Source organism: Pseudomonas sp. LW8 (assembly GCF_041956865.1).
Taxonomy (GTDB): domain Bacteria; phylum Pseudomonadota; class Gammaproteobacteria; order Pseudomonadales; family Pseudomonadaceae; genus Aquipseudomonas; species Aquipseudomonas siliginis.
This window is the reverse complement of sequence record NZ_CP168138.1, coordinates 2203795-2229411: the sequence shown is the minus strand read 5'-3', so window position 1 is coordinate 2229411 and position 25617 is coordinate 2203795. Positions and strand designations below refer to the sequence as shown.

General features: G+C 58.6%; 25 protein-coding genes. 7 read left to right on the top strand and 18 right to left on the bottom strand.

The genetic code is table 11. The annotated features are described in order from the left end of the window. From AB9L16_RS10065 to AB9L16_RS10025, 9 genes are all read right to left on the bottom strand, one after another. Positions 1-1146 (bottom strand): sensor histidine kinase, encoded by a 1146-nt coding sequence (locus AB9L16_RS10065; RefSeq protein ID WP_252869247.1) that lies wholly within the window; start codon positions 1144-1146, stop codon positions 1-3. A 169-nt stretch (positions 1147-1315) separates the two neighbouring features. Continuing rightward, positions 1316-1750 carry a VOC family protein gene (locus tag AB9L16_RS10060; RefSeq protein WP_041480563.1) on the bottom strand — a complete coding sequence of 145 codons (435 nt, stop codon included), beginning with the start codon at positions 1748-1750 and terminating at the stop codon, positions 1316-1318. A gap of 42 nt (positions 1751-1792) precedes the next feature. Further along, the gene (locus AB9L16_RS10055) at positions 1793-2494 is read right to left on the bottom strand and encodes a DUF695 domain-containing protein (protein ID WP_056784847.1); all 702 of its coding nucleotides are present in this window, start codon (positions 2492-2494) and stop codon (positions 1793-1795) included. A 164-nt stretch (positions 2495-2658) separates the two neighbouring features. Beyond that, on the bottom strand, positions 2659-3000 hold the full coding sequence (locus AB9L16_RS10050; RefSeq protein ID WP_375123472.1) for an antibiotic biosynthesis monooxygenase family protein: 342 nt from the start codon (positions 2998-3000) through the stop codon (positions 2659-2661). A gap of 28 nt (positions 3001-3028) precedes the next feature. Beyond that, on the bottom strand, positions 3029-4003 hold the full coding sequence (locus AB9L16_RS10045; RefSeq protein WP_095179625.1) for a zinc-dependent alcohol dehydrogenase family protein: 975 nt from the start codon (positions 4001-4003) through the stop codon (positions 3029-3031). A gap of 63 nt (positions 4004-4066) precedes the next feature. Further along, positions 4067-4369 (bottom strand): helix-turn-helix transcriptional regulator, encoded by a 303-nt coding sequence (locus tag AB9L16_RS10040; RefSeq protein ID WP_024012559.1) that lies wholly within the window; start codon positions 4367-4369, stop codon positions 4067-4069. Positions 4370-4476: 107 nt separating this feature from the next. Continuing rightward, positions 4477-4875 (bottom strand): nuclear transport factor 2 family protein, encoded by a 399-nt coding sequence (locus AB9L16_RS10035; RefSeq protein ID WP_252883597.1) that lies wholly within the window; start codon positions 4873-4875, stop codon positions 4477-4479. Between the two features lie 49 nt (positions 4876-4924). Beyond that, positions 4925-5521, bottom strand: coding sequence for an NADPH-dependent F420 reductase (locus AB9L16_RS10030; protein ID WP_206663340.1), 597 nt, complete (start codon positions 5519-5521; stop codon positions 4925-4927). Positions 5522-5528: 7 nt separating this feature from the next. Next, positions 5529-6281, bottom strand: a complete 753-nt coding sequence (locus AB9L16_RS10025) for a 3-oxoacyl-ACP reductase family protein (RefSeq protein ID WP_375123471.1) — start codon at positions 6279-6281, stop codon at positions 5529-5531. Between the two features lie 112 nt (positions 6282-6393). On the opposite strand from AB9L16_RS10025, the gene AB9L16_RS10020 reads away from it, so the two are divergent. Continuing rightward, entirely contained in the window at positions 6394-7320 is a 927-nt protein-coding gene (locus AB9L16_RS10020) for a LysR family transcriptional regulator (protein WP_258707971.1), read from the top strand. Positions 7321-7488: 168 nt separating this feature from the next. Continuing rightward, entirely contained in the window at positions 7489-8448 is a 960-nt protein-coding gene (locus AB9L16_RS10015) for a DMT family transporter (protein WP_375123470.1), read from the top strand. A 64-nt stretch (positions 8449-8512) separates the two neighbouring features. On the opposite strand, the gene AB9L16_RS10010 is transcribed toward AB9L16_RS10015, so the two are convergent. The 6 genes from AB9L16_RS10010 to AB9L16_RS09985 all read right to left on the bottom strand — a co-directional run bounded on the left by AB9L16_RS10010 (position 8513) and on the right by AB9L16_RS09985 (position 13748). Next, the gene (locus AB9L16_RS10010; protein WP_236169171.1) at positions 8513-8803 is read right to left on the bottom strand and encodes a hypothetical protein; all 291 of its coding nucleotides are present in this window, start codon (positions 8801-8803) and stop codon (positions 8513-8515) included. Between the two features lie 80 nt (positions 8804-8883). Then, on the bottom strand, positions 8884-9540 hold the full coding sequence (locus tag AB9L16_RS10005) for a DUF2931 family protein (protein ID WP_150635657.1): 657 nt from the start codon (positions 9538-9540) through the stop codon (positions 8884-8886). Beyond that, positions 9540-11081: a phospholipase effector Tle1 domain-containing protein gene (locus AB9L16_RS10000; RefSeq protein WP_375123469.1), complete on the bottom strand. Its 1542-nt coding sequence runs from the start codon at positions 11079-11081 to the stop codon at positions 9540-9542. Before AB9L16_RS10000 ends, AB9L16_RS10005 begins: the two co-directional genes overlap by 1 nt. Positions 11082-11219: 138 nt before the next feature. After that, positions 11220-11579: a DUF6124 family protein gene (locus tag AB9L16_RS09995; protein WP_041480573.1), complete on the bottom strand. Its 360-nt coding sequence runs from the start codon at positions 11577-11579 to the stop codon at positions 11220-11222. 617 nt (positions 11580-12196) lie between these two features. Continuing rightward, on the bottom strand, positions 12197-12757 hold the full coding sequence (locus tag AB9L16_RS09990) for a nucleotidyltransferase family protein (RefSeq protein ID WP_375123468.1): 561 nt from the start codon (positions 12755-12757) through the stop codon (positions 12197-12199). 124 nt (positions 12758-12881) lie between these two features. Then, positions 12882-13748: a LysR family transcriptional regulator gene (locus tag AB9L16_RS09985; protein WP_095179615.1), complete on the bottom strand. Its 867-nt coding sequence runs from the start codon at positions 13746-13748 to the stop codon at positions 12882-12884. A 143-nt stretch (positions 13749-13891) separates the two neighbouring features. On the opposite strand from AB9L16_RS09985, the gene AB9L16_RS09980 reads away from it, so the two are divergent. After that, complete coding sequence (locus AB9L16_RS09980) at positions 13892-14866, top strand: hypothetical protein (RefSeq protein WP_095179614.1); 975 nt, start codon at positions 13892-13894, stop codon at positions 14864-14866. Between the two features lie 143 nt (positions 14867-15009). Next, positions 15010-15777, top strand: a complete 768-nt coding sequence (locus AB9L16_RS09975) for a TSUP family transporter (RefSeq protein ID WP_256808817.1) — start codon at positions 15010-15012, stop codon at positions 15775-15777. A 12-nt stretch (positions 15778-15789) separates the two neighbouring features. Here the strand turns inward: AB9L16_RS09975 and AB9L16_RS09970 are convergent, their stop codons facing one another. Then, positions 15790-16734 (bottom strand): GlxA family transcriptional regulator, encoded by a 945-nt coding sequence (locus AB9L16_RS09970; protein ID WP_375123467.1) that lies wholly within the window; start codon positions 16732-16734, stop codon positions 15790-15792. Positions 16735-16850: 116 nt separating this feature from the next. Here AB9L16_RS09970 and AB9L16_RS09965 point away from each other — a divergent pair, with 116 nt between their 5' ends. Next, complete coding sequence (locus tag AB9L16_RS09965; RefSeq protein WP_375123466.1) at positions 16851-17615, top strand: SDR family oxidoreductase; 765 nt, start codon at positions 16851-16853, stop codon at positions 17613-17615. Between the two features lie 57 nt (positions 17616-17672). On the opposite strand, the gene AB9L16_RS09960 is transcribed toward AB9L16_RS09965, so the two are convergent. Beyond that, entirely contained in the window at positions 17673-23135 is a 5463-nt protein-coding gene (locus AB9L16_RS09960; protein ID WP_375123465.1) for an AAA family ATPase, read from the bottom strand. 56 nt (positions 23136-23191) lie between these two features. Beyond that, positions 23192-23863, bottom strand: a complete 672-nt coding sequence (locus AB9L16_RS09955) for a response regulator transcription factor (protein WP_056784803.1) — start codon at positions 23861-23863, stop codon at positions 23192-23194. A 199-nt stretch (positions 23864-24062) separates the two neighbouring features. On the opposite strand from AB9L16_RS09955, the gene AB9L16_RS09950 reads away from it, so the two are divergent. Both AB9L16_RS09950 and AB9L16_RS09945 read left to right on the top strand, forming a co-directional pair. Further along, positions 24063-25067, top strand: coding sequence for a GlxA family transcriptional regulator (locus tag AB9L16_RS09950; protein WP_056784802.1), 1005 nt, complete (start codon positions 24063-24065; stop codon positions 25065-25067). Positions 25068-25163: 96 nt separating this feature from the next. Continuing rightward, a complete protein-coding gene (locus tag AB9L16_RS09945) occupies positions 25164-25520 on the top strand; it encodes a response regulator transcription factor (protein WP_056784799.1) in 357 nt (118 codons plus the stop codon). Positions 25521-25617 lie beyond the last annotated feature (97 nt).

Here is a 25617-nt window from a genome sequence, read left to right as displayed (position 1 = left end):
CTAGATGGTGACGGGGCTTTCTGCATTAACCGGAAGCTTTACGCGAAACACGGTTCCGCCTTCCAGGTCAGAGCTGACCTCGATCGAGCCGGCATGCGAGGCGACGATTTCCGAGGCGATGAACAGGCCCAGACCGAGCCCGGCAACCGGCCCGTGATCAACCACGGAGCGCTGCGAGAACCGCCCCATCGGGTTGAAGATGAACGGCAATACATCCTCCGGGATCGGTTCACCGCCGTTATGTACGGTGAACACCGCGCAATCCTCGCGGACCTGCAACTCGACCGAGACCGGAAACTTATTGTCGCCGTGGGTCACCGCATTGCTGATGATGTTGGAAAAGACCTGTTCCATCCTCGCGCCATCGAAGGCTCCCATCACCGCTTCCTTTGCATCGAACCGCACGTTGGCCTGCGGATGAAAGGCGCGGATTTCCTCGATCACCCGTTCGCACACAGGGCTGAGATCGATCAGGGATTTTTTCACCGGAATACCCGGCCCCATCTGGCAGCGCGTCAGATCCAGCAGGTCGCCAACGATCTGGCTGGCGCGCTGCACGCTGGCGTAGATCTGCCTGGCCACTTTGCTGGTGCGCGGGTCGGTGGCTTCGGTACGACGCAACATATCCGCACCAAGCAGAATCGCCCCCAGTGGCGTGCGCAAGTCATGGCCGAGAATCCCCAGAAACACGTTGCGCGACGCCTCGACGGCGCGCGAGTAGCTGGCAATCGACTCGGCGAGCGCCTGATCGATGGCTTCGTGGAAGCGCGTCATGTCGTCGACATTCACCGATTTGCCATCCTTGACCTGACGCAGCCACTGGCTCAGCACACTGGTGCGCAGCGCGCGGTATTCGGAAACCATCTGATCGATGGTGAAACCGGCCATCAGCCGCGTCACCGCGTGGGTTTCCGCAGCCGTTTCTTCATCGTCGCGCGGCGCATGACCCTGGGCCTTGGCGATTTGCTCGCTGATGGTCTGCTTGCTACGCAGATCGATAACGATGGCGCGCAACATCTGCTCGGCGTGATCGCGCAGTGCGACGTTATCGAGTTCCGCACCTGGTGTCTCGATGGTGCGGGCGAAATCTTCCCAGGCCTGCAGGATTGGCTCTAGGTTTTCGAGAATGAAATCTGGCAGGCGCATGGCTGTGGTCCTAAAGGCAATCCATCAACGCTATGAGGCGAACCGGCGCAGACAGCTAAAAAAGCAAACTCAGGAGTACAGAAGGTACGGCTGACGTTATGCAGCCTACCATCAAAGCGCTGGGCTAACGCGGAAGGAAAATCCAGGGCTGAAGTGTCGCGGACCTCACCTACTCCGCGGCCCAGACCGGCCGCTCACCTAATCGCTCAACCAGCCTGACGAGATAACCGTCCGGATCCTGCACAATGAATTCCCGCTGCCCTGTTTCAACACTTTCTGCGCGATACCAGGTGTCCTGGCAGTTTCGAAAGAGTGGAAAACCAGCTTGTTCGAGTCGTTCGAGGACAGGTGCGACCGCGACTACATCTATTTGCAGGTTGATGCCGCGCCCAAAAGGCTTGCTCAGAGGCGCGGTGAGCCACTGGCCGGCCTGCGGATCGAATTGCTCCAGCATCACTTGCGCGCCGTTCAGATCGAGGTAGGCGAAACCGTCTTCAAGGCGTTGATAGGCGACTTTGAAGCCCAGACAGTTCACCCAGAACGCCAAGCTCTTCGACAGCTCGGTGACCATCAGTTCAGGAACCAGTTTGTTTCGTTCAAGCATGGCGATAAATCCGTTTCAGAAGCTTATGCAGCGAGGGTTGTTTCACTCCAGGCATCGCTTGGGCGTAAGTCGAGTTTGCTCGGTGTTCGGCACCTCAGCATTCACATCCGTCTGTTTACGGCTGCTGAACTCGATCGGATAAGGCCCGGTCTGCGCCAGAGCTGCCTGCACACGGCTGACAAAGGCCGCGTCGTCCAGGGTGTAGAAAACCCACACCTGACGCTTTCCGCCGGTGACCGTGCACCCCCACTTTGCGAACCCATCCGCCGTTACGGCCGCCTTAATCAGGCGGTCTACCCGCATCATCCGCGCGGATTCCTTTGAACTCGGCAGGAAGCGATCCGACACGTATTTCCAGCTGATGCGAGCCTTGTAAGGAAATGCCCGGGTATCCTTGAGATTCAGGTCGGAAGGCATGCGAAAACTCGCTGGCATTGGGTCGTCAGGAAAATCAGACGGTTGGAAATCGCTGTCGCCTGTCACGGCCACTTGCCGTTGCGGATTGTCAGCAGGATCATCACTGAGCAGTATTCTGAGCGCTTCAGCGCGGCGCTCTTCCCGCTCGCTCACGCATTTGTTGTAGGCCGTTGTATGCGCTGGACCGGAATCCAGACACGGATCGCGCTCCACCAATTTTGGAGAATGGGAGCGCGTGCAGCCGGACGTGATCAGGCTTGCCAGCACCAATAAAACAACGGCTGGCCAGATTTCAGGGCGCAGGGAAGCGTGGGGAATGACTTTCAAGTGGCCTTCCTTGGATGAGTTGCAGTACGAGACATATGGAAAACGGCGCATTTTGCCTGCCACCCCTGCTCCATGAACAGGCCGAGGCGGAATTAATGTGGCAATTCATCACAAGCAGTGCTCGACCAGCCACAGCCGCTTCTGACGAACAGCCACATACTCACTCAGAGGCCTACGCTGGCTCCGCTGTCCGATACGCCAAAGTCGCCACCCGGAAAAGCACCACCCTCAATGTGGTACACCATCGGTTCCGCCGAAAAATAATCCTCCAACCCCAGCATGAACCGCTGGTGGTCTTCACTCTGCTCAAACCCCGGCGAGTGGTCCTCAAGTGACTGCCAGCGCACGATCAGATTGAACTGCTCGGGGGTTTCAATACCTTGCGCCAGCAAGTGGCCGCCGTATCCCTTGGCGCGGGTCAGCAACGGTTCGACTTCGGCAAATGCCCGTCGAAAGGCTTCAGTCTGTTGCGGGTGAACGGGCAGGACTGCGATTTCATAAACCATGATGCTTCTCCAAAATCAGTGAGCGGATTCAGACGATGAGCGTAGGCTCGACGGCGATGGCGATTTTTCCCAGCAGACCGTTGTTGGCGCTCTCCAGTCGAGCGTGGGCGAGCGGGATGTCGGCGAGCGAATAGACGGCGCCCACATGTGGCCGCAACTGGCCGCGCTCGACCAACGCGCTCAATTCATCGAGCTTGCCGCGATTCTGCCGGGTGAAGACGAAGTGGTAACTGGCGTTCTTGCCCCAGGCCTGGACGAGGTTTTGTGGCTGCGCGATGTCGACGATCGAGACCACGCGGCCAAGCTGAGCGAGCACGTCGGCGCTGCGGGACAGGGTATCGCCGCCGATGGTGTCGAACACCACATCAACGCCATGCCCGGCGGTTTCGCGCATGATCGCTTCGACGTAGTCCTCTTGGGTGTAATCGATCACCACGTCGGCACCCAGGCTGCGGACGAACTCGGCGTTGGCCTCGCGCACGGTCGTAAAGACCCTGGCGCCCATGGCTTTGGCCACCTGAATCGCCACATGGCCGACCCCGCCGGCGCCGCCGTGGATCAGAATGCTTTCGCCAACGCGGAGCACGGCGCGCACGGTCAGCGCTTCCCAAACCGTACCGCCGACCAGACTCAGACTGGCCGCCTCGAGGTGGCTCAGAGAAGCAGGCTTCCTGGCGATGATGCTTTCGGCTGCGACGTGGTACTCGGCATAACTGCCCTGCCCGTCGAATATCTGCGGGGTGTACCAGACCTCGTCGCCCGGCGCGAAAGCGCTGACGCCCGGCCCGATGGATTCAACCACGCCCGACACGTCGTGACCGGTAATGGCTGGCAGCGGCACCAGGTCGGGATAGTCACCGCGCCGAACCTGGTAATCCAGCGGATTGATGGAAGTGGCGTGCACTCGGACCAGCACTTGGCCCGCTTGCGGAACCGGTTTGGACACGTCGCTGAGTTCGAACGAATCAGGACCGCCGAAGGATTTCAGAATCATCGCTTTCATGGCAAAACCTCGTATCGATAAAGAGGGATATCGAGAATTCTCGATATCCTGTAGTAAAAAAATTTACAGCTCTTTCCCTATGATCTCTGCAAGCGCGCTGATTGCTGCCTCATTGCGTTTGTAGTAGGTCCATTGACCGATGCGCCGCACTTCCACCAGCCCCACCCGCTGCAACGTGGCCAGATAACTCGACACCGTCGACTGCGACAGGCCGATACCTTCCTGGATACTGCTGACGCAGACACCCTCAACAAGAACGTCACCCTCATCCTGCGGGGGGAAGTTCTTCACGGGATCCTTCAGGCCTTCAAGGATCTTGAGGCGCGTCGGGTTCGAGAGGGCTTTGAAGATTTCGATCAGTTCCATGCGCCGAGGATATCGAGATTTTTCGATATGTCAATGCGCGATATTAATCTGATCGGCAGTCGGCGACAGGCGGCAACGGGATCCGATTTGCCACCCTGCCGTGCGGCTCAGCCTTGGGGCGCATCCAGCAACACCCACAGTCGCACGATTTTCCCTTCGCTGATTTCTGCCACATCGACGCCGCTGACGATGACCGGCCCATCGCCCGGGCCTGCGTGCCAGCGCAGATAACCCAAGCCGTGATGCCCAACTGCAGTGCCCTCCGCAACAAAAGCGAAGTCCGGCCCGAACTGATCCAGCAACGCACCGGCCACTGCCGAAATCGCCGCTTGCCCGGTGACGATGCCAGCCGGTTCATACATCGTCGGTGCGTCTGCAAAAAGCTCCTGCACCGCCGCCAAGCGCCTTTGTGCATCGCGTTGGTTGAACACCCGCTGCAGATTGGCCCGTAGCAAGGCGTCGTAGTTTTCAACTTCATCAGTATTTCGCGAATCTGAGCCAGCCATTTTTGATTCCTCGATTTGTGTGTGAAGCCCGGTTGCCCGGGCTCAGCGGTTAACCATGTTTGACCAGGTTCAAGGCTGGCAGCGGTCCGCCCGGAAACTGCGCAAGCATTCCTTGCTGCACACCGCCCAGATCGATGCCGTAAAAACCCAGTTGAGTAATCAGCTCTGCAACCTTGGTTTTGCTCGTGGCATCTTCACCGGAATAAAACAGCACCCGCTTGCCGCCCTCGGCGGAGGGATCGCTCAGCAGAGCCGCGAGCAAATGGTTGAAGGCCTTGACCACGTGCGCACCGGGCAGCATCTGCGCCACCACTTGCGAAGACGGCTGGCCGCCCAGATCGAAAGGCTTGAACAGCGGCGCTTCAATGGGGTTGTTGGCATCGATCACGATACGTCCATCCCAAGGCCCGAGATCGCGTACCGCGTCGGGGATCTTCGACCAGTTCACCGCCAGAAAAACAATGTCCGCCTGACTGGCTTGCTGAGCCGTCACCGCTTGTGCGAGTGGACCCAATTCGTCGACCAAACCGGCAAGGCTCTGCGGCCCACGGCTGTTGGCCAGACTGACCGGCAGGCCTGCGTTGACGAGCAACCGAGCGATGGCGGTGCCGATGGAGCCTGTACCAATGATGCTGATAGTCATGATGCTCTCCTTACGCTGTGAAGCCGCCGTCGACGATTAATTCTGCACCGGTGACAAACCCGGCGTCCGCACTGGCCAGGTACGCCACCGCACTGGCGACATCCTTGCCCTCTCCGTACCGCCCCATGGCGATGTTCGGGCGTAGGAAGTCCGCAATAGGCCCGTCGGCCGGGTTCATGTCGCTGTCGGTCGGGCCGGGATGGACGGTGTTCACAGTGATGCCGCGCGGCCCCAGATCGCGCACCAGTCCACGACTGAAACCGGTCAGCGCACCTTTGCTCAGGGTGTAGACGGAGGCGGTAGCGAACGCCGCGTATTGCACCATCGAGCTGCCGATGTGAATGATGCGGCCGCCCTGCCCCATGTGTTTGAGCGCTTGCTGAGTGGCGACGAAGACGCCGGTCACGTTCACCGCAAGGATGCGTTCAAAGTCCTCGAAGGCGATGTCCTCCGGGGCGCCAAGCAGGCTGATACCAGCGTTGTTGACCAGAATGTCGATCTTGCCAAAACGCTGTGCAACATCGGCAATCGCTGCACGAACAGCCTCGGGATTGCCCGCATCGGCCGCCAGCGCCACAGCCTGGCCGCCCGCCGCAACGATTTCCTGCACGACCGCTGCGGCGCGATCTGGCGATGCGTTGTAGGTGATAGCGACGGTTGCGCCATCTGCCGCGAGCCGTTTGGCGATTGCTGCGCCGATGCTGCGTGAGCCACCGGTAACGATGGCGATTTTGCCGGTCAGTGGAAGCGTGGAAGTGTTCATGGTCGAGCCTCTGGGTGGTTGAAGTTGATGAGGCTATGAGACGCTTTTCGATCTTCCACCAGTAGTGGAAGACACCTAGAATCACTTTCAATCATTAGTTGAAGGTGCACGGATGGAAACGTTAGGCAATTTGCTCTCATTCGTGCGCAGCGCCGAGGCGGGAAGCTTCTCTGCAGCGGCGCGGCGCCTGGGCCTGACACCCGCGGCGGTCAGTCGCAATGTCGCGCAACTGGAGGCCAACCTCGGCGTACGCTTGTTTCAGCGCAGCACGCGCAAACTCACGCTGACCGAAGCGGGAGAACGTTTTCTGGCCAACGTCGGTTCGGGATTGGAAAGTGTTCAGGCGGCGATCGCCGATGTGGCCGGCAATGCCGGAGAGCCTTCCGGCACCCTGCGTCTAAGTGCGGCACCGGGTTTTGCAAGGGATTTCCTGCTGCCGCTGATGCCGGAATTTCTCAATCGATATCCCGCCGTGATCCCCGAATGGCATGTCGACAATCGCCAGGTCGATCTCATCGCGGATGGATTTGATGCGGCCATCGGTGGCGGCATTGAACTCGCGCAAGGTGTGGTCGCCAGAGCCATCGCCCCGGCGCATCTGATTCTGGTGGCATCGAAGGAATACCTCTCGGCACACAAGCGCATCCGGCACATCGAAGAGCTGTCGACGCTGAATCACCTGGCCATGCGTTCGGTGCAGACCGGCAAGGTGCGCAGCTGGATGTTGCAAGGGCCCGACGGGCAACGAGCGCCCCTCGAGTTGACGCCGCGCCTGTTGGTCAACGATCCGCAAGCGCTGTGTCAGTGCGCCCGACTGGGGTTGGGGGTTGCGCTGTTGGCAGTTCCGGATGTTTTGCCTTATCTGCAGGACGGTACGCTGGAAAGGGTTTTGCCCGATTGGTATGTCGATGCAGGGCAGATCTACTTGTACTTTTCCAGCCAGAAACTATTGCCAGCAAAAACCCGGGCTTTTGTGGATTTCCTGGTCGGTCTGGCTCGAGAGGATGGGTGGGCGACTCGACTCGATGCTCGTGCCTAGCAAGCAAGTTATACGATCTCTGAAACTCAAACAGCATCACGCCCAAGCGGTTTATCAAGACTTTCAAGCTTGCCGCCCCTGCTCAATTACGGTACAAATCTGGCAGTTGTACGACAACATAATAAAAACCTGAGCCACCCCGAGTGGCTATCATTTTTGAGATCTGCCATGTCCCGTCCTGAGTTTGCGCCAACCGTACCGCCGCCCTTCCCCCGTTATCTCGCCGTGATCATTCTGTTGTGCATGGGTTGTGCGTTCGCCGGCAACCACGTCGCGGCACGGGTCGCTTTTGATGATGGCGCGGGCGTGTTGCTGGCGATTCTGATGCGCTCGGGCGGGACCTTGCTGGTGCTTGCCATTCTCGTTCTGTGGCAGCGGCAAAGTCTGCGTCTGCCGGCGGGCGCGTGGCGTTGGCAGTTACTGTTGGGGCTGTTGATCACCGCGCAGAGCCTATGTCTGTATTCCGCCGTAGCACGGGTGCCGGTTGCTTTGGCGCTGCTGGTGGCCAACGTGTTTCCGATCCTGCTCGCCTTGCTGACCTGGGCGATGGGCGGCCCACGACCAAGCGCGCGCACCGCGATGTTGATGGGCTTGATTCTCGTGGGATTGGTGTTCGTACTGGACGTCCCCGGACGTCTGTCAGACAGCGCCAGCGTCGGTCCGGAATGGCTGCTGGGCGTCGCACTCGCCTTCTGCGCCGCCAGCGTATTCGCCTGCGCGCTGTGGATCACCGATCACAAACTGTCGCAAGTGCGCGGCTCGGTGCGCAGCCTGCTGACCATCTTCATCGTCTTCAGTAGCGTCAACCTGGCCGGCCTGACCGGCGCCCTCCCCGGCGGACTCAACCTCCCCGCCACCTCAACCGGCTGGCTGGCCCTTGCCACGCTTGTCGTGCTCTATGGGACCGGCTTCATTGTGTTGTTCATTTCCGTGCCCAGGCTGGACATGCCACGCAACGCACCGGTTATGAACATTGAGCCATTGGCGACGTTGTTGATGGGCTGGATTGTGCTGGATCAAATGCTCAGCAGAGGGCAGATCGTGGGTGGAGTAATTGTAGTGAGCGGGATTGTTTTGCTGACGTATCGCAAAGCGGCGGTGAAGGTTGGGGTGAAGGCTGAGGTTTGAGGGGGTGTGGTGGCGGGACTCTTGGTTGGCGAGTCCTGCTTATCGCCCCCGGCTCGATACCGGATCAGCAAAATTGCAGGCTCTCGAGGTCTACCTTGGCATAGCTTCCTATTTCACCCTTGTAGAGATAAATCGCAGTTACCTCCAGCTCCGTTCGTAAGAATTCCGCCAGCGTTCTGAGTCTGGTGCTTGTGGTCATGGCAGGGCGTACAACCGTCGCGCCACCGGGTTGGTCATCGTAAGTTCTGACGAAAAACTGATCGACACCATCCAGAATCAGGTAATTGAAACCTCGATACTCATAGCCTGCGCCGTAGTCGACATCATCGAAACGGTCGACCTTTTCTATTCTCAAGACGCCGCCCCGCTAATTCGACTCAGCGAAATTGAAACGGTCTGGCGCCTGAAAAGTAGATGGCGCTCCATCCACGTCGTTTACCAGCTACCGTACGGGATGCCGAACTTATCAATGTATCGCTTGGCCTTTTCACTCACGGGATAGGCATACTGACCACCGTTCTTGCCCAACTCCGGCCCCAGCGGTTCCAACTCTGCTTGGGTGCGGGCGACTTTGATCGGGCGTCGACACTGATCTCTGACCCAGACCTGGACTATGCCACCTGGTGCGAGTCCCAAATACACAGAAGCCATGAAGCGCGCTGTCCTGTCGGGAGTTTCGGCGCAGCGCTGATGGGTAGATGTCACCATTACTCGTCTGGCTTCCTCAGGAAAATCCACCCAAGCCCGGTAGGTTTTTTGCTCGGGTATAGACTGCCAACGGACGAAAATTCGCTTGGGCAGATCTGCGCCAATAACCGGTTTCCCCGTACCTCCCACACCTACCCAACCGCGCGCGGATTCTTTGTCGTCATTTGGTTCAGCGCCGCTGGCGTTTCCTCCCCCGGCTCGCAGAAACGTTCGACCGTTGATGTCTTCCACTGAGCTGTCTTCGACCCAAACGTTCATGAAATTGGGCTTGATAAACGCCAGTTCCCACCAAGGATATTTGGGATCGTTTTCACCTGAATTGGAGCCTGTCGCGTGACAGCCGGTAAAGGCCAAAACGCCCAGTAGAGCCAAGAATATTCTCATTACCAAAGCTTCCAGTCAGCTACATGAGGATGCTGCATGCGAATGCCATTTTCCGTTGGTGAATTGATATAAACAGCTTTCAGGCCGCTGCCGTCCCGCCTTCCTTGCGGGTGATTCCAGTTGGCAGATGTGTGGATGTATTTCAATTGCAGCAATTTCTCCTCTTCAGCTGTGGTGCTGAAGTCACCGGCGATGAATCTTTCACAAAGCGGTTGCAGCTCCTGGGGAACGGCGTACTCGGGTCGTTCGGGAATATCGTGGAGAGGAACACCTTTTTCTTTGGCCAATTGATACATGACTCTCAAATAAACCCTTGAGAGTTTGCCACTGACCGGGCGTTTGAGCTGAAGCCCAGCGTATACACGTTTGTGTTTAGGCCCGAAACGATCTTGCGGATCGGGCGGCAAAGCAAGCGCGGGGGGCGTTACGATTTCCAACAGATCGGCAGGCCATCCTTTGGCGACCCATTGTTTTTTCACCATCGCGGCGTCCTGATAGATCGAAGTTGATTGAACGTCAGTGTTGCTCCATACATCAAGTCTCTGCATGGGACTGACCAATACGCATTCCTCGACTTCGTCGAGATAGCTACCACCGATATCCGAATGCACGCCCGGAAAAACATATTCTGGATAATCGGGATTGACATTGCTGAGGGCGAAATTGGCACGACATTCATCGCGCGCCACCAAGTGGACAACATCCTTGAAGAAGCGAGGGTCGAGATACAGTTTAATGCCCGGAGCAATGGGGCTTTGCACTCTACCGAAATTAGTGAAACCGGCAATAGACGGCACGGTGTCGAATAGACCGATGAAGCCCATTCGGATACTGCTGCCATATTGATCTAGAAAGGTGCGGCTGAAATCATGGGCGTAAGTGCTAAGCAGATCCCTTAACGGCCCCTGCTTGCCTCGTACAATTTCATTGCAGAAATGACGTGCCGCCGCTGCACCTCGACTGAATCCAAAAGTGTCAAAAGTTAGCGAGGCAATTTCACTGTTCGGATTTTCTTGCAGGGCGTCTTCAACAACCTGTTTGATGAACGTAAACGAAGTCTGCACCCTACCGGCTACTCCCGTCTCTCCACGTCCCGTGCTTTGACCGACGATACTGTCTTTCTCGTTGGATTGAGTACCGATGCCTTCGATATATAACGGGCGTGACACCTGTTTTATAGGCCCTTCTCCATCAGCAATCGGAGCCTCGTAATACAGATCGGCAAGTTTTTTGATATTCGTCGCGCCAGAGCCATAACTGCTGTCCGGATCTCCCATATAGGGCTGACAACTGGGAGGAATATCCTCAGGCGCAATCGGATGCTGAGCACCACACAACAACCCCGCAGCAGAGTTGTTCGCATTGTTGCCAGTGCCATCAAAGAAAACCCCGATCCTCAACGCAATGCCTATCTTCTCAGGCTCGCGCGCGGGCTCTTTCCCGTGCTTCTCATATTCGGCCCAGTGCTGGGCGTGCAGGTCGACGGGTTTGGCTTGTTCGTAGCGGTAGTTTTTCGGCGGGTTTGGAACGTAACCACTCAATCCTTGATTCCTTGTTCTGATCCTTGAAGAACGGCCCGAAGGGTGACAGTCGAGCCCGGGTGGTGCAAGCCGTGGCCGTGTGCCAGCCGTGGTGCGCCCGGGTGTTGCGACGAGGTTTTGCGCTCGTCGCATTGCGGGTTATTTGGCTATTTCGACTTTGTCCAAAGCCTGATTGACCGCGATTTCGCCGAGCATGACGACCTGGGCGATGCCTAGAAGGGTTTTGCGGCGCGGGTTGTCGAGCAGCGCGGCGAAGTCGTAGAGCATGGTGGTGGCCGAGCCGAGGGATTCGCTGGCGTTGGCCAGCAGGGATTCGGTGTCGTATTTCGGGTTGGCGAGGAACATCTGTTCCGGGGTGTTGGTGCTGGCCAGGATGTCTGCCGGGCCGAGGTAGTGATCGAGGGCGCGTTCGGCGGCTTCGTGTAGTTTTTTCGATGCACCGGATTCGTAGGGTGATGCGGGGTCGCTGGTTGGGGGATTGGGTGTGACTTTGAACATGGTGAAACTCCTAGTTAGCTAAAAGGAGCCTTCACATTCGCTACCAAACGAAGGTGGCGGCCATACGCGGGTTGGTAGACCGGTAACTAGGAACCGGCACACCCGAAGGTGTCCTGCGCATGGCCACCATTGAGCAGCGACCTGAAGCCGGTCTGCGAACGGTGCGCGATGCGACTAGTTATGGCGGGCTACCAAACCCGATCACTGTTTTTCAGCGACCGACAGACGATAGAACCCGCGACCTAGACGCACAAGCCGGCGGATTCTGGCGTAGTCGTAGGGAATGGCGCAAGGCGTTGTAGCCGTTTGCTTAATGCTTGATTTACTGTTTAAACGGGCTAAGGGTTTTCTGTTTATGTGGCGGTGAATGGGCTGGCGTCATCGCGAACAGGCTCACTCCTACAAGGGGATCAGGCGATGGGCAGTCACAGCATTCTGCTCCTGCACATTCAACTGTCGCTTCTTAAGCAGCGGGTCAATCTCCATTTTGCTCCTCGGTCGTGTGCCGCTAGTTGTCCCTGGTACTTCAAAGCCTCAATCAAAAACCCGAGCGCTCTACGAAAGGTCGGGATGCATAAAGATTTCCTTATCGGTTTAAACGATCAATCGGGGCGGCATCAACCCTGCGTTACGAGCGTCAATTTCGGCCAGATCTCGAGCCATATCTTCGACTGCAGGCGCTCCAGAAACACCACGTATTTATCACTTTCAAATCGGGCGGTTGGCCGCACTTTCAGCGCAAACAAATCCTCCAGCCCCAACGGCGCCGAAACCTCTATCGCACCATGCCGATCAAGCCTGACACCTACTGCCGTAGCAGTTTCCGGCCAGAACGTCATTGCATCCGCAGCCGCCCCATAAGGCGCATCGGCGTTCCGCTGGTGCATGCGTGCCTGGTTTTTCACCGACCACTTCAAGTCACTGCACAGTGCTGCAAGCTCGACCTCCACGGCCAAATCCGTTTGATCACCGGGACGTGTTCTGTCAAACCATATGACATCAATGTCCTCGGGCAACGGCGAAGGTTGGCGCTGATGCAGATGATCCCAAACCAGGCTGCGCACAAAACCTGCGGCAACCCAGCAGTCCGGCAAGTTGAGATCCCTGACTATGCGCAAGATGTGCATGCGGACGAGATCTTCAGCAATCAGATCCCGCAGTTGCGCTTCCAGATTCATTTATTTCAATCCAATGACCATGGTTGCGAGAGCCTATCAGTGGTCTCTGTAAGCGCTCGGTCCCTTGTGCTGAATGACGAGTGCAGGCGAACTTTGCAGGATAGGGCCAACTGCCGCCCACTTCTCAAACCTTGAACTCTTCCTTGAGCAAATCGGCAAACTTGTCTTTTGCGCGATGAGATTCAACGTGCCTGTTCCAGATAAAATAATTCTGCACAGGCTTTAAGTCATTGAAGAAGAATCCTTGAATACCGCCGAGCTGGCGGAACTGTTCAAACATGCCTCTGGGCACCAACGATATCCCGGCGCCTGAACTTACGCAGCCAAGGATGGTGCCATAACTGGCTATGCTTGTTATCGGATTGAAAACTTTGTACCGCTCCAGCCAGGTTACCAAAGCCTTTCTGTAGGGACATCCTTCAGGCCACATGAATAAATCCACACCGCGCAGGTCCTCTGGCTGGTTTATCACCCCCGCGGACGGCGAGGCAATCACCACTAGATCCTCTTCATAGATCTCCAGACTCTCGATGTCCGGATGTTCTGGCCTGACGGCAATTATTGCCCCGTCCAACGTGTAGTTGACCACTTCTGCGGATAATTGTGACCAATCGCCAGTGCTGAATTGCATTTGTACAGCCGGATAAAGTTGATGAAACCTGGATAGCACTTTGGGTAACCGGCCGGTAGCGGATGATTCTATGGCACCAATCCTGAGTTCTCCCGAAGGAGCTGACGACGGATCAAGCGCTCGTTGCGATTCTTCGCACAAAGACAGGATTTTGTTGGTATAGCCGAGAAAAAGCCGACCTGAAGGGCTGATGATCAATCCTCTGCCTTTCCTTATAAACAGGTCAACTCCAAGCTCACGTTCCAGAAGCTTGATGCGGTTGGTGATGTTGGACGGCACGCAGTGCAATCGCTCCGAGGCACGGACGATACTGCCCAGATCGGCTACTGCCTTGAACATGACCAGTTGCGAAAACTCCATGTAAACGCTCATTAAAAATGAATGATTTGGTCAGTATAAGTCACTTGTCGCAGGCCAACAAATCGGGCTAATTTCGCCGCTGCAAGGCAAGAAAGTGCGTTAAAACCAAACATTTCATAGGTCTTTAGGGAGAAGGACACATCATGAGCTCAGCATCGCCACAGAGTCGTTTGGAACCGCTTGAACATAAATCCATGCAAGAATTTGGCGAGACATTTATCCAGGCCCTGCCCAAGCACATACGCAACTTGAAAATTCCCGGACGTACCTTAGAAGAAAACCAACGGCGTCAACCGTTGCTGGCCTGCGTCGGCAACGTTGCTGAGATACAGGACGCCATGCTTGAGGTACTCAATCATTCCATCACGCAAGACGCGCAACTGGCGGCTGAAAGCGCATTCAGGGCGTTCCTCGAAAAGCCAGTAATAGACTCGTCGGTATTGAGCTTTTTCAATGGGTGGAATGAAACCCATAAAACCACCAGCCTTGTCTCGGCAAAAATCATCATGCGCCTGTCGGCGGATGCGATATCGGTATCTGCCGACAGACGTGAGGGTTACCACAATGTCATGGCGCATATGCATGAAGTGGCGAAAGATGATTTCGGTCTTGGACATCAGGGCCATGACGGAATGTACAACTACATGACTGCAGCTTTTGGTGCGTCAGCCTGGGTTGAAGAACAATTCAAAATTGCTGAATGCAATGACTTCGCGGACTTCCTATACAACACCGGGGTCGCCAAGCATAAAACGGCACTAAACTCGCAGGAACACAAATCTTCAATTATGGATGCGATGATGGTTTCAATCTCATCTGAACTGTGGAACGGTCGTGAATACAATTTCATCGCTCAATATATTGAAGCAAAGCTCCTCGCGGCCAATCCGTTCTTGAGGACAAACACGCAAAACCTGCGTAACGCCAAAGGCTACGTAATGGGGCACTCCGGAGAAGTTGAGAACAAACACGGATTGCATGCCTTGGCGGCCGCGCAAGCTTACGGTCAGACGGTAGGTCTGGAATTCAAGCCTGCGCGACTGAAGGGCATCATGCTCAATTACAATGAAAGAGTCGGCAATGCATTCTCCGCCATGCATCGGATTATGACCTGTTGATCTCTATGGATTAACGAAGCATGCCGATGAACTCTCATAATGTGAGCTTGGAGAATGATCGGCATGTTTTGACGATATTTAAACCAAACCACGAGCGACTCATGAACCTTCCGGCCAAATGACGTTCCGCAGGGATCTATCGCATGGATGTTGAACACGCTGTTCTTGCATTGGGTTTCTTCGCGTTTTGTGGTGGCCTGATAGACGCTGCGGTCGGTGGCGGGGGCCTGGTACAGGTGCCGGCACTTCTACATGCTCTACCCCAGTACAGCCTTGCCACCATTTTCGGCACCAACAAACTGGCCGTTCTGGCAGGCAATATTTCATCAATATCGGGTTACCTGAAGCGCATAAAAATTCGCTGGAATTTAATGCTTCCGACCATGCTCGCCGCTTTTTTATTTTCTTTTCTCGGAGCTCTCTCGGTATCCCTTGTTCCTAAAAGATTGATGGAGATCGTTGTCTTTTTCATATTGATAGTCATGGCTATCTACACGTTTATGGAAAAAAAACTTGGTTTGGCAGGCAAAGACCGCCACTTCGGAACGAAAGACATTTGCCTTGGAGTTTTCTTTGGCAGCCTGATCGGTTTCTACGATGGTGTCTTCGGCCCGGGCAGTGGCAGCCTGCTGCTGTTTATCTTCGTCAAGGTCTTTGGCTTTGATTTCCTCAATGCATCAGCCTCTGCAAAACTGGTCAACCTGGGGACGTTCAGCGCTGCGCTCATATTTTTTATCCCCTCCGGTAATGTCTTGTGGGCGATTGGCGGCATAGTTGCTTTATGCAATATGGCCGGTGCACTGACCGGTGTCTTTTTGGCATTACGGTATGGAAGCAGTTTCATCAGAGTTTTCTTCCTGATTCTGCTCGTATTCCTGATCGGCAGAATGGGGATCAACATTTTTTCGTAGACCCTAGTCACGTCATACCCTCCGCCGCGAATCCCGCCGTACCGCCTGCGGCGGCACGCCAAAGCCGCGCATGAACACCTCGCGCATATGCCGACGGTCACGAAACCCGGTTTCCCTGGCGACTACATCCAGACTGTGACTGCTCTGCTCGATCAGCAAACGCGCCGCTTCCAGGCGCAGGCTCTCTATCGCCCTGGCCGGAGACTGGCCGGTTTCGGCGGTAAACACCCGGGTGAATTGCCGCGGACTCAGGTGCACCACTTCGGCCAGTTCTTCGACACTCAGCGGGCGATTGAGGTGCTTGCGCGCGTAATCCAGCGCACTCTGAATTCGATCGGATTTGGGTGACAGCGACAGCAATTCCGAGTGCTGCGACTGCCCGCCCGAGCGGCGCTGATGCATCACCAGCCGATGGGCCACCGAGCGCGCAATGTCGCTGCCCAGATCTTTTTCAACCATGCCCAACGCCATGTCGACACCAGCGGTCATGCCCGCCGACGTCCACACCGGGCCGTCGATAATAAAGATCCGGTCGTCCTCGACATTCACCGAGGGATGCATCCTGCGCAGCGCCGGGGCGAACGCCCAGTGCGTGGTCACGCGGCGATTATCCAGTACACCGGCCTGCGCCAGTACGAACGAGCCGGTGCAGATGCCGGCCACGCGGCGTGCGCCGTCGGCGAGCCCGCGCACGCTGTGCAGCACGTCAGCATCGGGCGGCGTCAGCGGTGTCAGCGTTCCCGCCACCAGCCAACTGTCGGCCAGCCCCGCTTGCGTCAGCGGCAACGTATCGACGTGCAAGCCCAGCGAGGAGCTGACGATGCCGCCGGCCTGGGAAAAGTTCTGCACCTTGTACACGGCTTTGCCCGTGACGATGTTGGCGAACTCGAACACCGACTGGGTCGCCAGCGCCATGACCTGAAAACCTTCCGTGAGCAGATAGCCGACTCGATGCATGGTCGCGCTCCGTTTGTTGAATGTCCTGAAACACTACCACATACGTCATTCAGGTCGGAGCAGGTTTTCTCCATCATGGCTTGCATTCCAATCAATCCACTCGCGGGACGCAGCTCATGAAACTTGAAGCCAACACGATCTTCATCACCGGCGGCACTTCCGGCATCGGCCGCGCACTGGCCGAGGCCCTGCATCAGCGCGGCAACAAGGTCATCATCGCTGGTCGTCGCCAGACCCTGCTGGCAGAGATTGCCCAGGCGAATCCGGGCATCGACACCGTGCAGCTGGACATCAACGATGCGCAGCAGATCAAGGACGTCGCCGCCGAAGTCATCCGCCGCCATCCGTCGTTGAACGTAATCATCAACAACGCCGGGATCATGCCCTTCGACAACGCGGGTTCCGGCGACTACGACGATGAGCAGGCAGTAGGTCTGTTGCAGACCAACCTGCTCGGCCCGGTGCGCGTCAGCGCCGCGTTCGTCGAACACCTCAAGCGCCAGCCCGAGGCCTACATCATCAACAACAGCTCGGTGCTGGCCTACCTGCCGCTGGCGACCACGGCGCTGTATTCGGCGACCAAAGCGGCGATCCATTCCTACTCGCTGTCGCAACGTTTCATGCTGCGCGACACCAACGTCAAGGTCCTGGAAATCGCGCCACCTTGGGTCGATACCGACCTGATTCACAAGAGCGGCGACGAGCGCGCCATGCCGCTGGGCGAGTTCATCGAGGAAACCCTGATCAAGCTGGAAACCGCCACCACCGAAGTGCTGGTCGACCGAGTGTTGCCGCTGCGGGCCAACCAGGGCGCGAACGAGCACGGGTTGATCGAGCAGTTCAACCTGTCGCTGCTGGAAAATCCTATTCCGGTGGCCTGAACTCACCGACAGAAACATCCGGGCTCAATGCCCGGGTAGCCTGGCTGTTGATCATGTTCATTCACAACGCGGCAAGCCAAACACCACCCGCGCCCCCCTCGGCTCATTGCGCTCGGCCCACAATTTGCCGCCATGTCCTTCAATGATCGTGCGGCAAATCGACAGGCCCATGCCCAGCCCGGTGGATTTGGTTGTGAAGAACGCCGTGAACACTTGCTCCGCCCGCTCGCAGGCAAAGCCCGGCCCCGAATCGCTGACGCTGATGTGCACGTTATCGCCCAGCGCCTCACTGCGAATCAGCAGACGTCGCTGCCCCTCTGCCATGATCGTCATGGCTTCGAGGCTGTTGATGATCAGGTTGAGCAACACCTGTTGCAGTTCGACCCGGTCCGCCACTACGAAAGGCAAATCTGCCGCCAGCTCAACGCTGACTTCGGCGCCGTGCTTGAGCGCTTCGCCCCGGCTGAAACCGACCATTTCTTCAATCAGCAGATTGAGGCTGACAGGCTGACGCTGCGGTGGCGTTTTGTGAATCAGCGCGCGGATGCGCCCGAGTACGTCGGCGGCGCGGTTGCCGTCGAGAATGATATGCCGCAGGCCCTGCTCGACCTCGTTGATATTTGGTGGCTTTGCACCGAGCCAGCGCAACGCGGCATTAGCATGGGTCACCGTGGCGGCGATCGGCTGATTGACTTCGTGGGCAATCGATGCGGCCAACTGACCCATGGTTGCCACACGATTGGCGTGGGCCAGTTCCGTTTGCACCTGACGATAACGACGCTCGCCTTCGCGCACTTGCTCTTCAGCCAGCTTGCGTTCGCTGATATCCAGCACAAAGGCCAGGCCCTGTTGCTGACTCGCTTCGAAGGCAGCCAGACCGACAATCACCGGCAGCCGACTGCCGTCCTTGCGGATGTACTCCTTTTCGAATGGCTGGGCCCGGCCAGTGTGGATCGCCGTTGCCAGTGCAATATCGCTGTTAGCGCGCATCGCCGGCGGGGTCATGTCACGCCAATGGACACTGCCCGAAAGCAACTCATCACGGGTGTAACCGACCATGCGCAGGAACGCGTCATTGGCCTCGATGATTTCCCCTTCCACGCCCCAGACGATGATGCCGATGATGTTGGCGTCGACCAGCCGACGGATCTTCGCTTCTCGCTCGGCGAGGTCGCGGTACAGGCGCGCGTTGTCCAGCGAGATCGCTGCCTGCGACGCCACCAGGCGCAACACGGCGAGACGCGTCGGGCTGAACACCCCGGCGGACAGGTTGTTTTCCAGATACAGCGCCCCGGCGACCCGCGCCTGATTCATCAATGCCAGGCACAGGATCGAGCGCGCGCCTCGTTGCTGAACGTATGGATCAGCGGCGAACAGCGGATCGGCAACCGCGTCGTCCAGGCACAGGTTTTCGCCGGTGCGCAGCGTCTGGTAGAGCACTGACTCTGCCAGCGCCACCGTGTGCAGCGGCGCGTTGCACAGCTGCGTGGCACCGTCGCCGATACGGGTTCGCGCAGCGACATAGGCAATGTCGGCGTTCAACAAAATGAGCAGGCCATGCTCGGCCCCGGCCTGTTCGATCGCGGTGCGCATCACCGTTTCGATCAAACGGTCCAGGACGATCTCGCCGGAGACTGCTTGAGAGACCTTGAGCACCGTTGCCAGGTCGAGATGTTCAACTGGCGTAATGAGCGTGGTGACCGGATTCGGTTGCGCCTCTTCGGCACGCAGAAAACGATGACGTCGCTCCAGCTCCCGCACCTTGCCAGCAGCCCCCCAACGCAGATAGGCGTAGCGTGCGTCGCGCAGGTAAACCCGGGATATCCTGACCAGCCCGCGAGCGCCGTAGAACCGTGCGGCCAGTTCGTTGGCCAGCGCTTCGATATGGAGCAAACCATTGTCCTGAGCCAATTGAATGGCTTGCTCGTACTGCAATTCGGCTTCGAGCAACTGTCCGGTGACGCGCGCCATTTCCGCGCCGACCAGCGCCACCTGACTGGCGAAGGTCTCTGCACACAAGCGCGCCCACGTCTGCAACTGTTCATGATGTTGACCCAGACGCTGCAAAGCACCGGCGTCAGTTTCGCCGTGGGCCGCCAAGGTCAACGCCGCGTAGAAATGGTATTCGGCCTCCTCGAAAAACGCCGAAACCACCCACAAAAGTCCCTGCGCCTGGGCCGCGCACTCAGCGGCCGCCGCGTAATCCCCGGCCAGATAGCGCGCCTGCAACTTGCGTACCCAGTACTTGCCGCGCGCCAGCGCCAGATCCGCCGAACCGGCCAGATGCGCCTCGACAGCTGTTTCATCGAACCCGTCATCGTCGAAACAGCCGAACGTCGGCGTCTGCCCGCGCAGCATGCGGATCAGCGTCAACTGGCAGCGCATGAAATCCGCCACCAGACCGAAACCGACCTTTTGTGCATAGACCAGCCCTGATTCCGCTTGCGCCTGCACCTCGGCCAGCGGCTCGCCGATAAACAACAGATCGGAAATCAGGCTGTTTCCGGCGAACGCGGCATACGGCAGATCGCCGCTGCGATGGGCCGCGTTGAGCGCACGGCGCAACAGTTCGCGGCACTCGCGCACTGGCCGCATCCAGCGCACCACGAAGATCGAGAAGCACAACCAGGTGCTCGCCTCATAACGCGTGAGCCCGCGCCGATCAACCAGATCGCAGCCCAGACGGCCAAATCGATAACCAGCGGCATAGTCGCCAAAACGCGGCCCCGACACGCGCCCGAAGTTGGCATAGAGCAGGCAGGAGGCGTCGCAGTTGCCATATTGCAGGCTCAGGCTGATCGCTTTGCAAATGGTCAGGCTGGCGAGGTTCAGATCCGACTGCACCGCCGGCGCGAAGAGTTTGCCCAGCGCATCGAGGGTGGCCCGCGCGGCAGGATCCTCCATCAGCGGCAAGTCGATCATCTGCTCGATACTGCGCCCGCGCAGGCTGGTCCAGACCTGCTGATATTCGTCGCGCACCTGAATATCGTCCGGACGCGCTGGCCAATCGATGCCGACCTGACGCAGAAAGGCCAGACACACCGTCACCGCCCGGTCACTGCGATCAAGCAGCAAGTAGACATCCATCTGCAGGCACGCCACCGCCGCGCGCTCGACGGTGGTCACGGCGCGCTCGGCCAATGTCGCCAGGCGCGAGTCGGCAAGCTGCAGTTGGCCGGTGAGAAATTCGCACTCGGCACGGTTCAGCTCCAGAGCGAAACCCAGTTCATGCCGACTGTCATAACCCTGCTCGCCCAACAGTTCTGCGCCGGCGCCCAGATAGGTCAGTGCTGAGGTATAAGCGGTCGAGGCCTTCGCTCGCTGGCCGGCGAGCAGGTTGAACTCGGCCAGTTGCTCGCGCTCGGCACGCAGGCTGATCAGATGCGCACCGCGATTGAGCTGGCCGACAATCTCGAAGATCGCCTCCTCGCGCCGCTCACCCTGGGTTTGCAGTGCCAGCAGCCGGCCGATGCGCAAGTGCATTTGCGCCCGTTCGGTTTCAGCGATCAGCGAATACGCCGCCTCATGGATGCGATCATGCACAAACCTGTAGGCACCGTCCTGACGCTCGACCAACTCAAGCCGCACCGCCGGCCACAATGCGGAGTGAACGTGAGGCACCGGCACATCAAGGACTGTGGCCAGCGTGTCGAGACGCGCGACGTTGCCCAGGCAGGCCAGTTGTTGCAGCGCCTGGCGGGTTTCCTGGGGCAGCCGCGCCAGTTTGCCGACCATCAAATCGACGACATTGTCGGTGTAGCCCTTGCCGTTGATCAGGTGCACATCCCACCGCCAGCGCTGGCACGCAGGCTCGTATGTCAGCAGCTTCTCCTCGGCCAGGGCGTGCAGAAACTGGATGACGAAGAACGGATTGCCAGCGGTCTTGTCCAGCACCAGCCGCGCCAGCGCGACAATGCTCGCCGGCGGGCAGCGCAGTGACTCGCTGATCAGTTGTTCGATGTGCGCGCCAGCCAGTGGCGCCAGACGAATTTCGTCAATGTGTACGCCGGCGTGATGCAGGGTCTTGAGTGTGCGGCTGAGTGGGTGATCGCCATCTACCTCGTTGTCGCGATAAGCACCGACCAGCAGCAGATGAGGGGTCTCTGCGCGACTGAGCAAATCTTCGAGCAGATCAAGGGTGGCCGCGTCGAGCCATTGCAGGTCGTCAAGGAACAGCGCCAACGGATGCTCGGACTGAGCGAACACGCCAATAAAACGCTGCAAGACCTGAAGGAACCGCTGCTGCGCCTGTTGCGGCTCCAACTCAGGCACGGGCGGCGGCTCGCCGATGATCAGCTTGAGTTCGGGGATCAGATCGGTGATCAACCGCGCATTCGCTTCCAGTGCCCGCAACAGTGCTTCGCGCCAGCCCGCCAGTACGTCGGTGCGCTTGCCCAACAGCGTCCGCACCAGCCCCTGAAAGGCCTGAACCAGAGTCGAATAAGGCACGTCGCGCTGGTACTGGTCGAACTTGCCGGCGGCGAACAAGCCACGCGACGGCACCAGCACCTTGTGCAGTTCACTGACCACCGACGATTTGCCGATGCCGGAATAGCCGGATACCAGCACCAGTGTCGGCGCGCCTGTCTGCACCACATTGGCGAAGGCATCGATCAACGTTTGCACTTCGTGTTCGCGGCCGTAGAGTTTTTCCGGAATCAGCAAGCGCTCGCAGGCGCCCTGCTCGTCCAACGTGAACGTCTCGATCTGCCGCATACGGCGCCAGTCATCGAGGCAACGGCGCAAGTCATGCTCGACACCGACTGCGCTCTGATAGCGCTCCTCGGCAGTTTTCGCCAGCAGTTTCATGACCACTCGCGAGAACATCGGCGGCACCGTCGCCACCCGTTCACACACGGGCATTGGCAGCCGCGCGATATGGCAATGCACCCACTCCATCGGTTCACTGGCACTGAACGGCAGCGAGCCGGTGAGCATCTGGTACAGCGTCACGCCAAAGGCATACAGATCACTACGCGAATCGATCGAACGATTCATCCGCCCGGTTTGCTCCGGCGCCATGTAAGCCAGCGTGCCGGCGATAGATTCCGGTGGCGTGGGCGCTTGCCGTTCCCGTGGCAAGCGCGTGGCCAGGCCGAAGCCGGTCAGCCGCGCCTGCCCGTCATGGCAATGGACAAAGACATGCTGCGGTTTCAGGTCTTTGTGCACCAGACCACACTGATGCATATGGCCCAGTGCCTTGGCGATGTTCGTGGCCAATTCCAGACAGGTTTCGATATCCAGCGGAGCGACCAGCAATCGCGACAACGGCTCGCCACCCGGATCGTCGAACAGCAGACGAACTCGGGTGCCCGTACGCTCGAAAGCTGTCGGCTGCAACGCCCAGGCAGGATTGAGGTCGTCCCTGAGGCTGTATTCATGCGCCAGACGCTCCAGGGTGCTCGGCAATGGCTGGCCCATCGCCGGACGCACCGCCAGTAGGCTGCCATCATTCGAACCGCGCTCACGGGACAGCACCCGCTCGCCGTCGTCCCACAAAATCTGTTTTCTGCTGGCCATCTGCGTCAACACTGCTCAGGTTTTTTGCCGCACGGTGAGTTGCACGTCGCCAGCGCTCAGGGGTTGCGCTGGACAGGCTCGATGCCCAGCGCTTCTGCGATACGCACCAGATCGGCCACTGAACGTGCGGCCATTTTGCGCATGACCTGGCCACGGTGGACCTTGACCGTGACCTCGCTGAGGTTGAGCTGTCCGGCAATCTGTTTGTTCATCAGCCCGGCAATGACGAAGCCGAGCACTTCGCGCTCACGTGCGGTCAGGGTTTGGTAAGCCCGACACAAAACGGCGCCGGAGTGTTCGGCTGCTAGCCGCGCACGGTCGCGAGCCAACGCACTGGCCACGGCGTCGAGCATGTCCTGATCACGGAACGGCTTGGCCAGAAAATCCACCGCGCCTGCCTTCATCGCCTTGACGCTCATGGCGATGTCGCCGTGGCCGGTCATGAACACCACAGGGATGCGCAAGCCATTTTTTTCCATCTGTTCCTGAAACGTCAGGCCACTTTCGCCGCGCAGGCGCACGTCGAGCACCAGGCAACCGGGTACCTCACGTTGCGCTTGCGCGAGAAAATCTCCGGCGCTGTCGAAGGTTCGCACCTGCAAGCCGATCGAGCGCAGCAAGCTGTCGAGCGCCTGGCGCATCGAGGCATCGTCATCGACCACGTACACCACTGGTTCGCCGAGCACATCGGGACTTTGCGCAGGGCTGGAATGCGACCACAAGGTCATTGTGTCTCCTCGGCGAGATCGCAGCACGCATTGGGCTGGTCAATAAATCTAGTTCAGGATGGCCACCGCAGCCAGACACCGGCCGGACGGTCAGCAATCAGGCTAACAGTCAGCACCATTGCCGGCCGGCCAGAAACCCCTGAAAATCGGCCAGGCTGAGGCAGTCCCGCCTCTAGCGCTGCAAACAGGCAGGCCCGCGATGTCCACTCATCCCGCTTTTACAACGGCCCCGCGCGACGTGGTGTTTATCGCCTACCCACGGCTGAGCCTGCTCGATCTCAGCGGTGCGCAGACCGTGTTCTGGGCGGCGAGCAAAGCCTTGGTCGAGCGCGGGCAGCCCGGTTATCAACTGCACACCGCCAGCCTCAGCGGCGGCTTGATCCCGACCGTCGAAGGGCTGGCCATCGACACCCAAGCGTTAACCACGCTCGACACCACCGCGCTGGACACGCTGGTCGTGCCCGGCGCCCCTGACATCTGCCAGACCCTTGAGGAGCACCGCGAACTGAGCGACTGGCTGCAGGACCATGCTCACCTCGCCCGCCGCGTGGTCTCGGTGTGCAGTGGTGCGTTTCTGCTGGCTCAGGCCGGATTGCTCGACGCCCGCCGCGCTGCCACTCACTGGGCGATGTGCGACGCTTTGCGCGATCGCTTTCCAGCGGTCGAGGTAGATGCCGACGCGATCTTCATTCAGCAAGGCAAGGTCTGGACCTCGGCCGGAGTCACCGCCGGGATCGATCTGGCGCTGGCGCTGGTAGAGGCCGATTACGGCCGTGAAGTGACGTTGCAAGTCGCGCGGGAATTGGTGGTGTACATCAAACGCCCCGGCGGCCAGGCGCAATACAGCACGCTGCTGCAATCGCAGGCGCAGGACGCTGCGATGTTCGATGATCTGCACCTTTGGCTCATGGAGCGCCTCGGCGACCCGAATCTGACGGTGGAGCGCCTCGCCGAGCAAGCCGCAATGAGCCTGCGCAACTTCACGCGGGTCTATAAAGCGCGCACCGGGCGCACACCGTCGAAAGCGCTCGAGCTGTTCCGGCTCGAAGCGGCCAAACGCCTGCTGGAAAACTCCCCGCACAAAATCGAACGAATCGCCCGCCTCTGCGGCTTCAACGATGAAGAACGCCTGCGCGCCTGCTTCCAGCGCCACCTGTCGATCTCCCCGCGCGACTACCGCAGTCGCTTCAGCCGCGATGGCTGAACCGCTATACCTACGTATAGTTTTGCCCGCTGGCCATCAGCGTATGGTGCAAGAACGACAGGAGTCACCAGCTCGGCCGCCCGGCCCGGGAGCTTTATGTACAAGACGCATGTCATTGCGGTAGTGGACGACGACGAGGCAATGCGCACATCGCTGAGCAGCCTGCTGCGAGCGTCGGGGTATCAGGTGTTCTGCTATGCGGCGCCAGCGGACTACCTTGACTCGGACGGGCCGGCGCAGACTGATTGTTTGATTTCCGATATTCAGATGCCGGGCATGGGTGGTTTGCAGATGCTGGATGCACTGCGGGCGCAAGGCTGGCGGATGCCGGTGATTTTTGTGTCGGCGCATGCGGGCAAAATGCCCAACAGCGTACCCGGGGTCATCGCGTGTCTGGCCAAGCCATTTCAGGCTGAACGTTTGCTCGCCTGCCTGGAAAAAGCGCTGGGTTGATCCTTTTTCCCCATACCTTCGTATACCCCCCTTCCACCCATGCGTACCCCACGCACACCGATGGACAACTGCGCTCGTAGCCTCCCCGCCCTAGCAT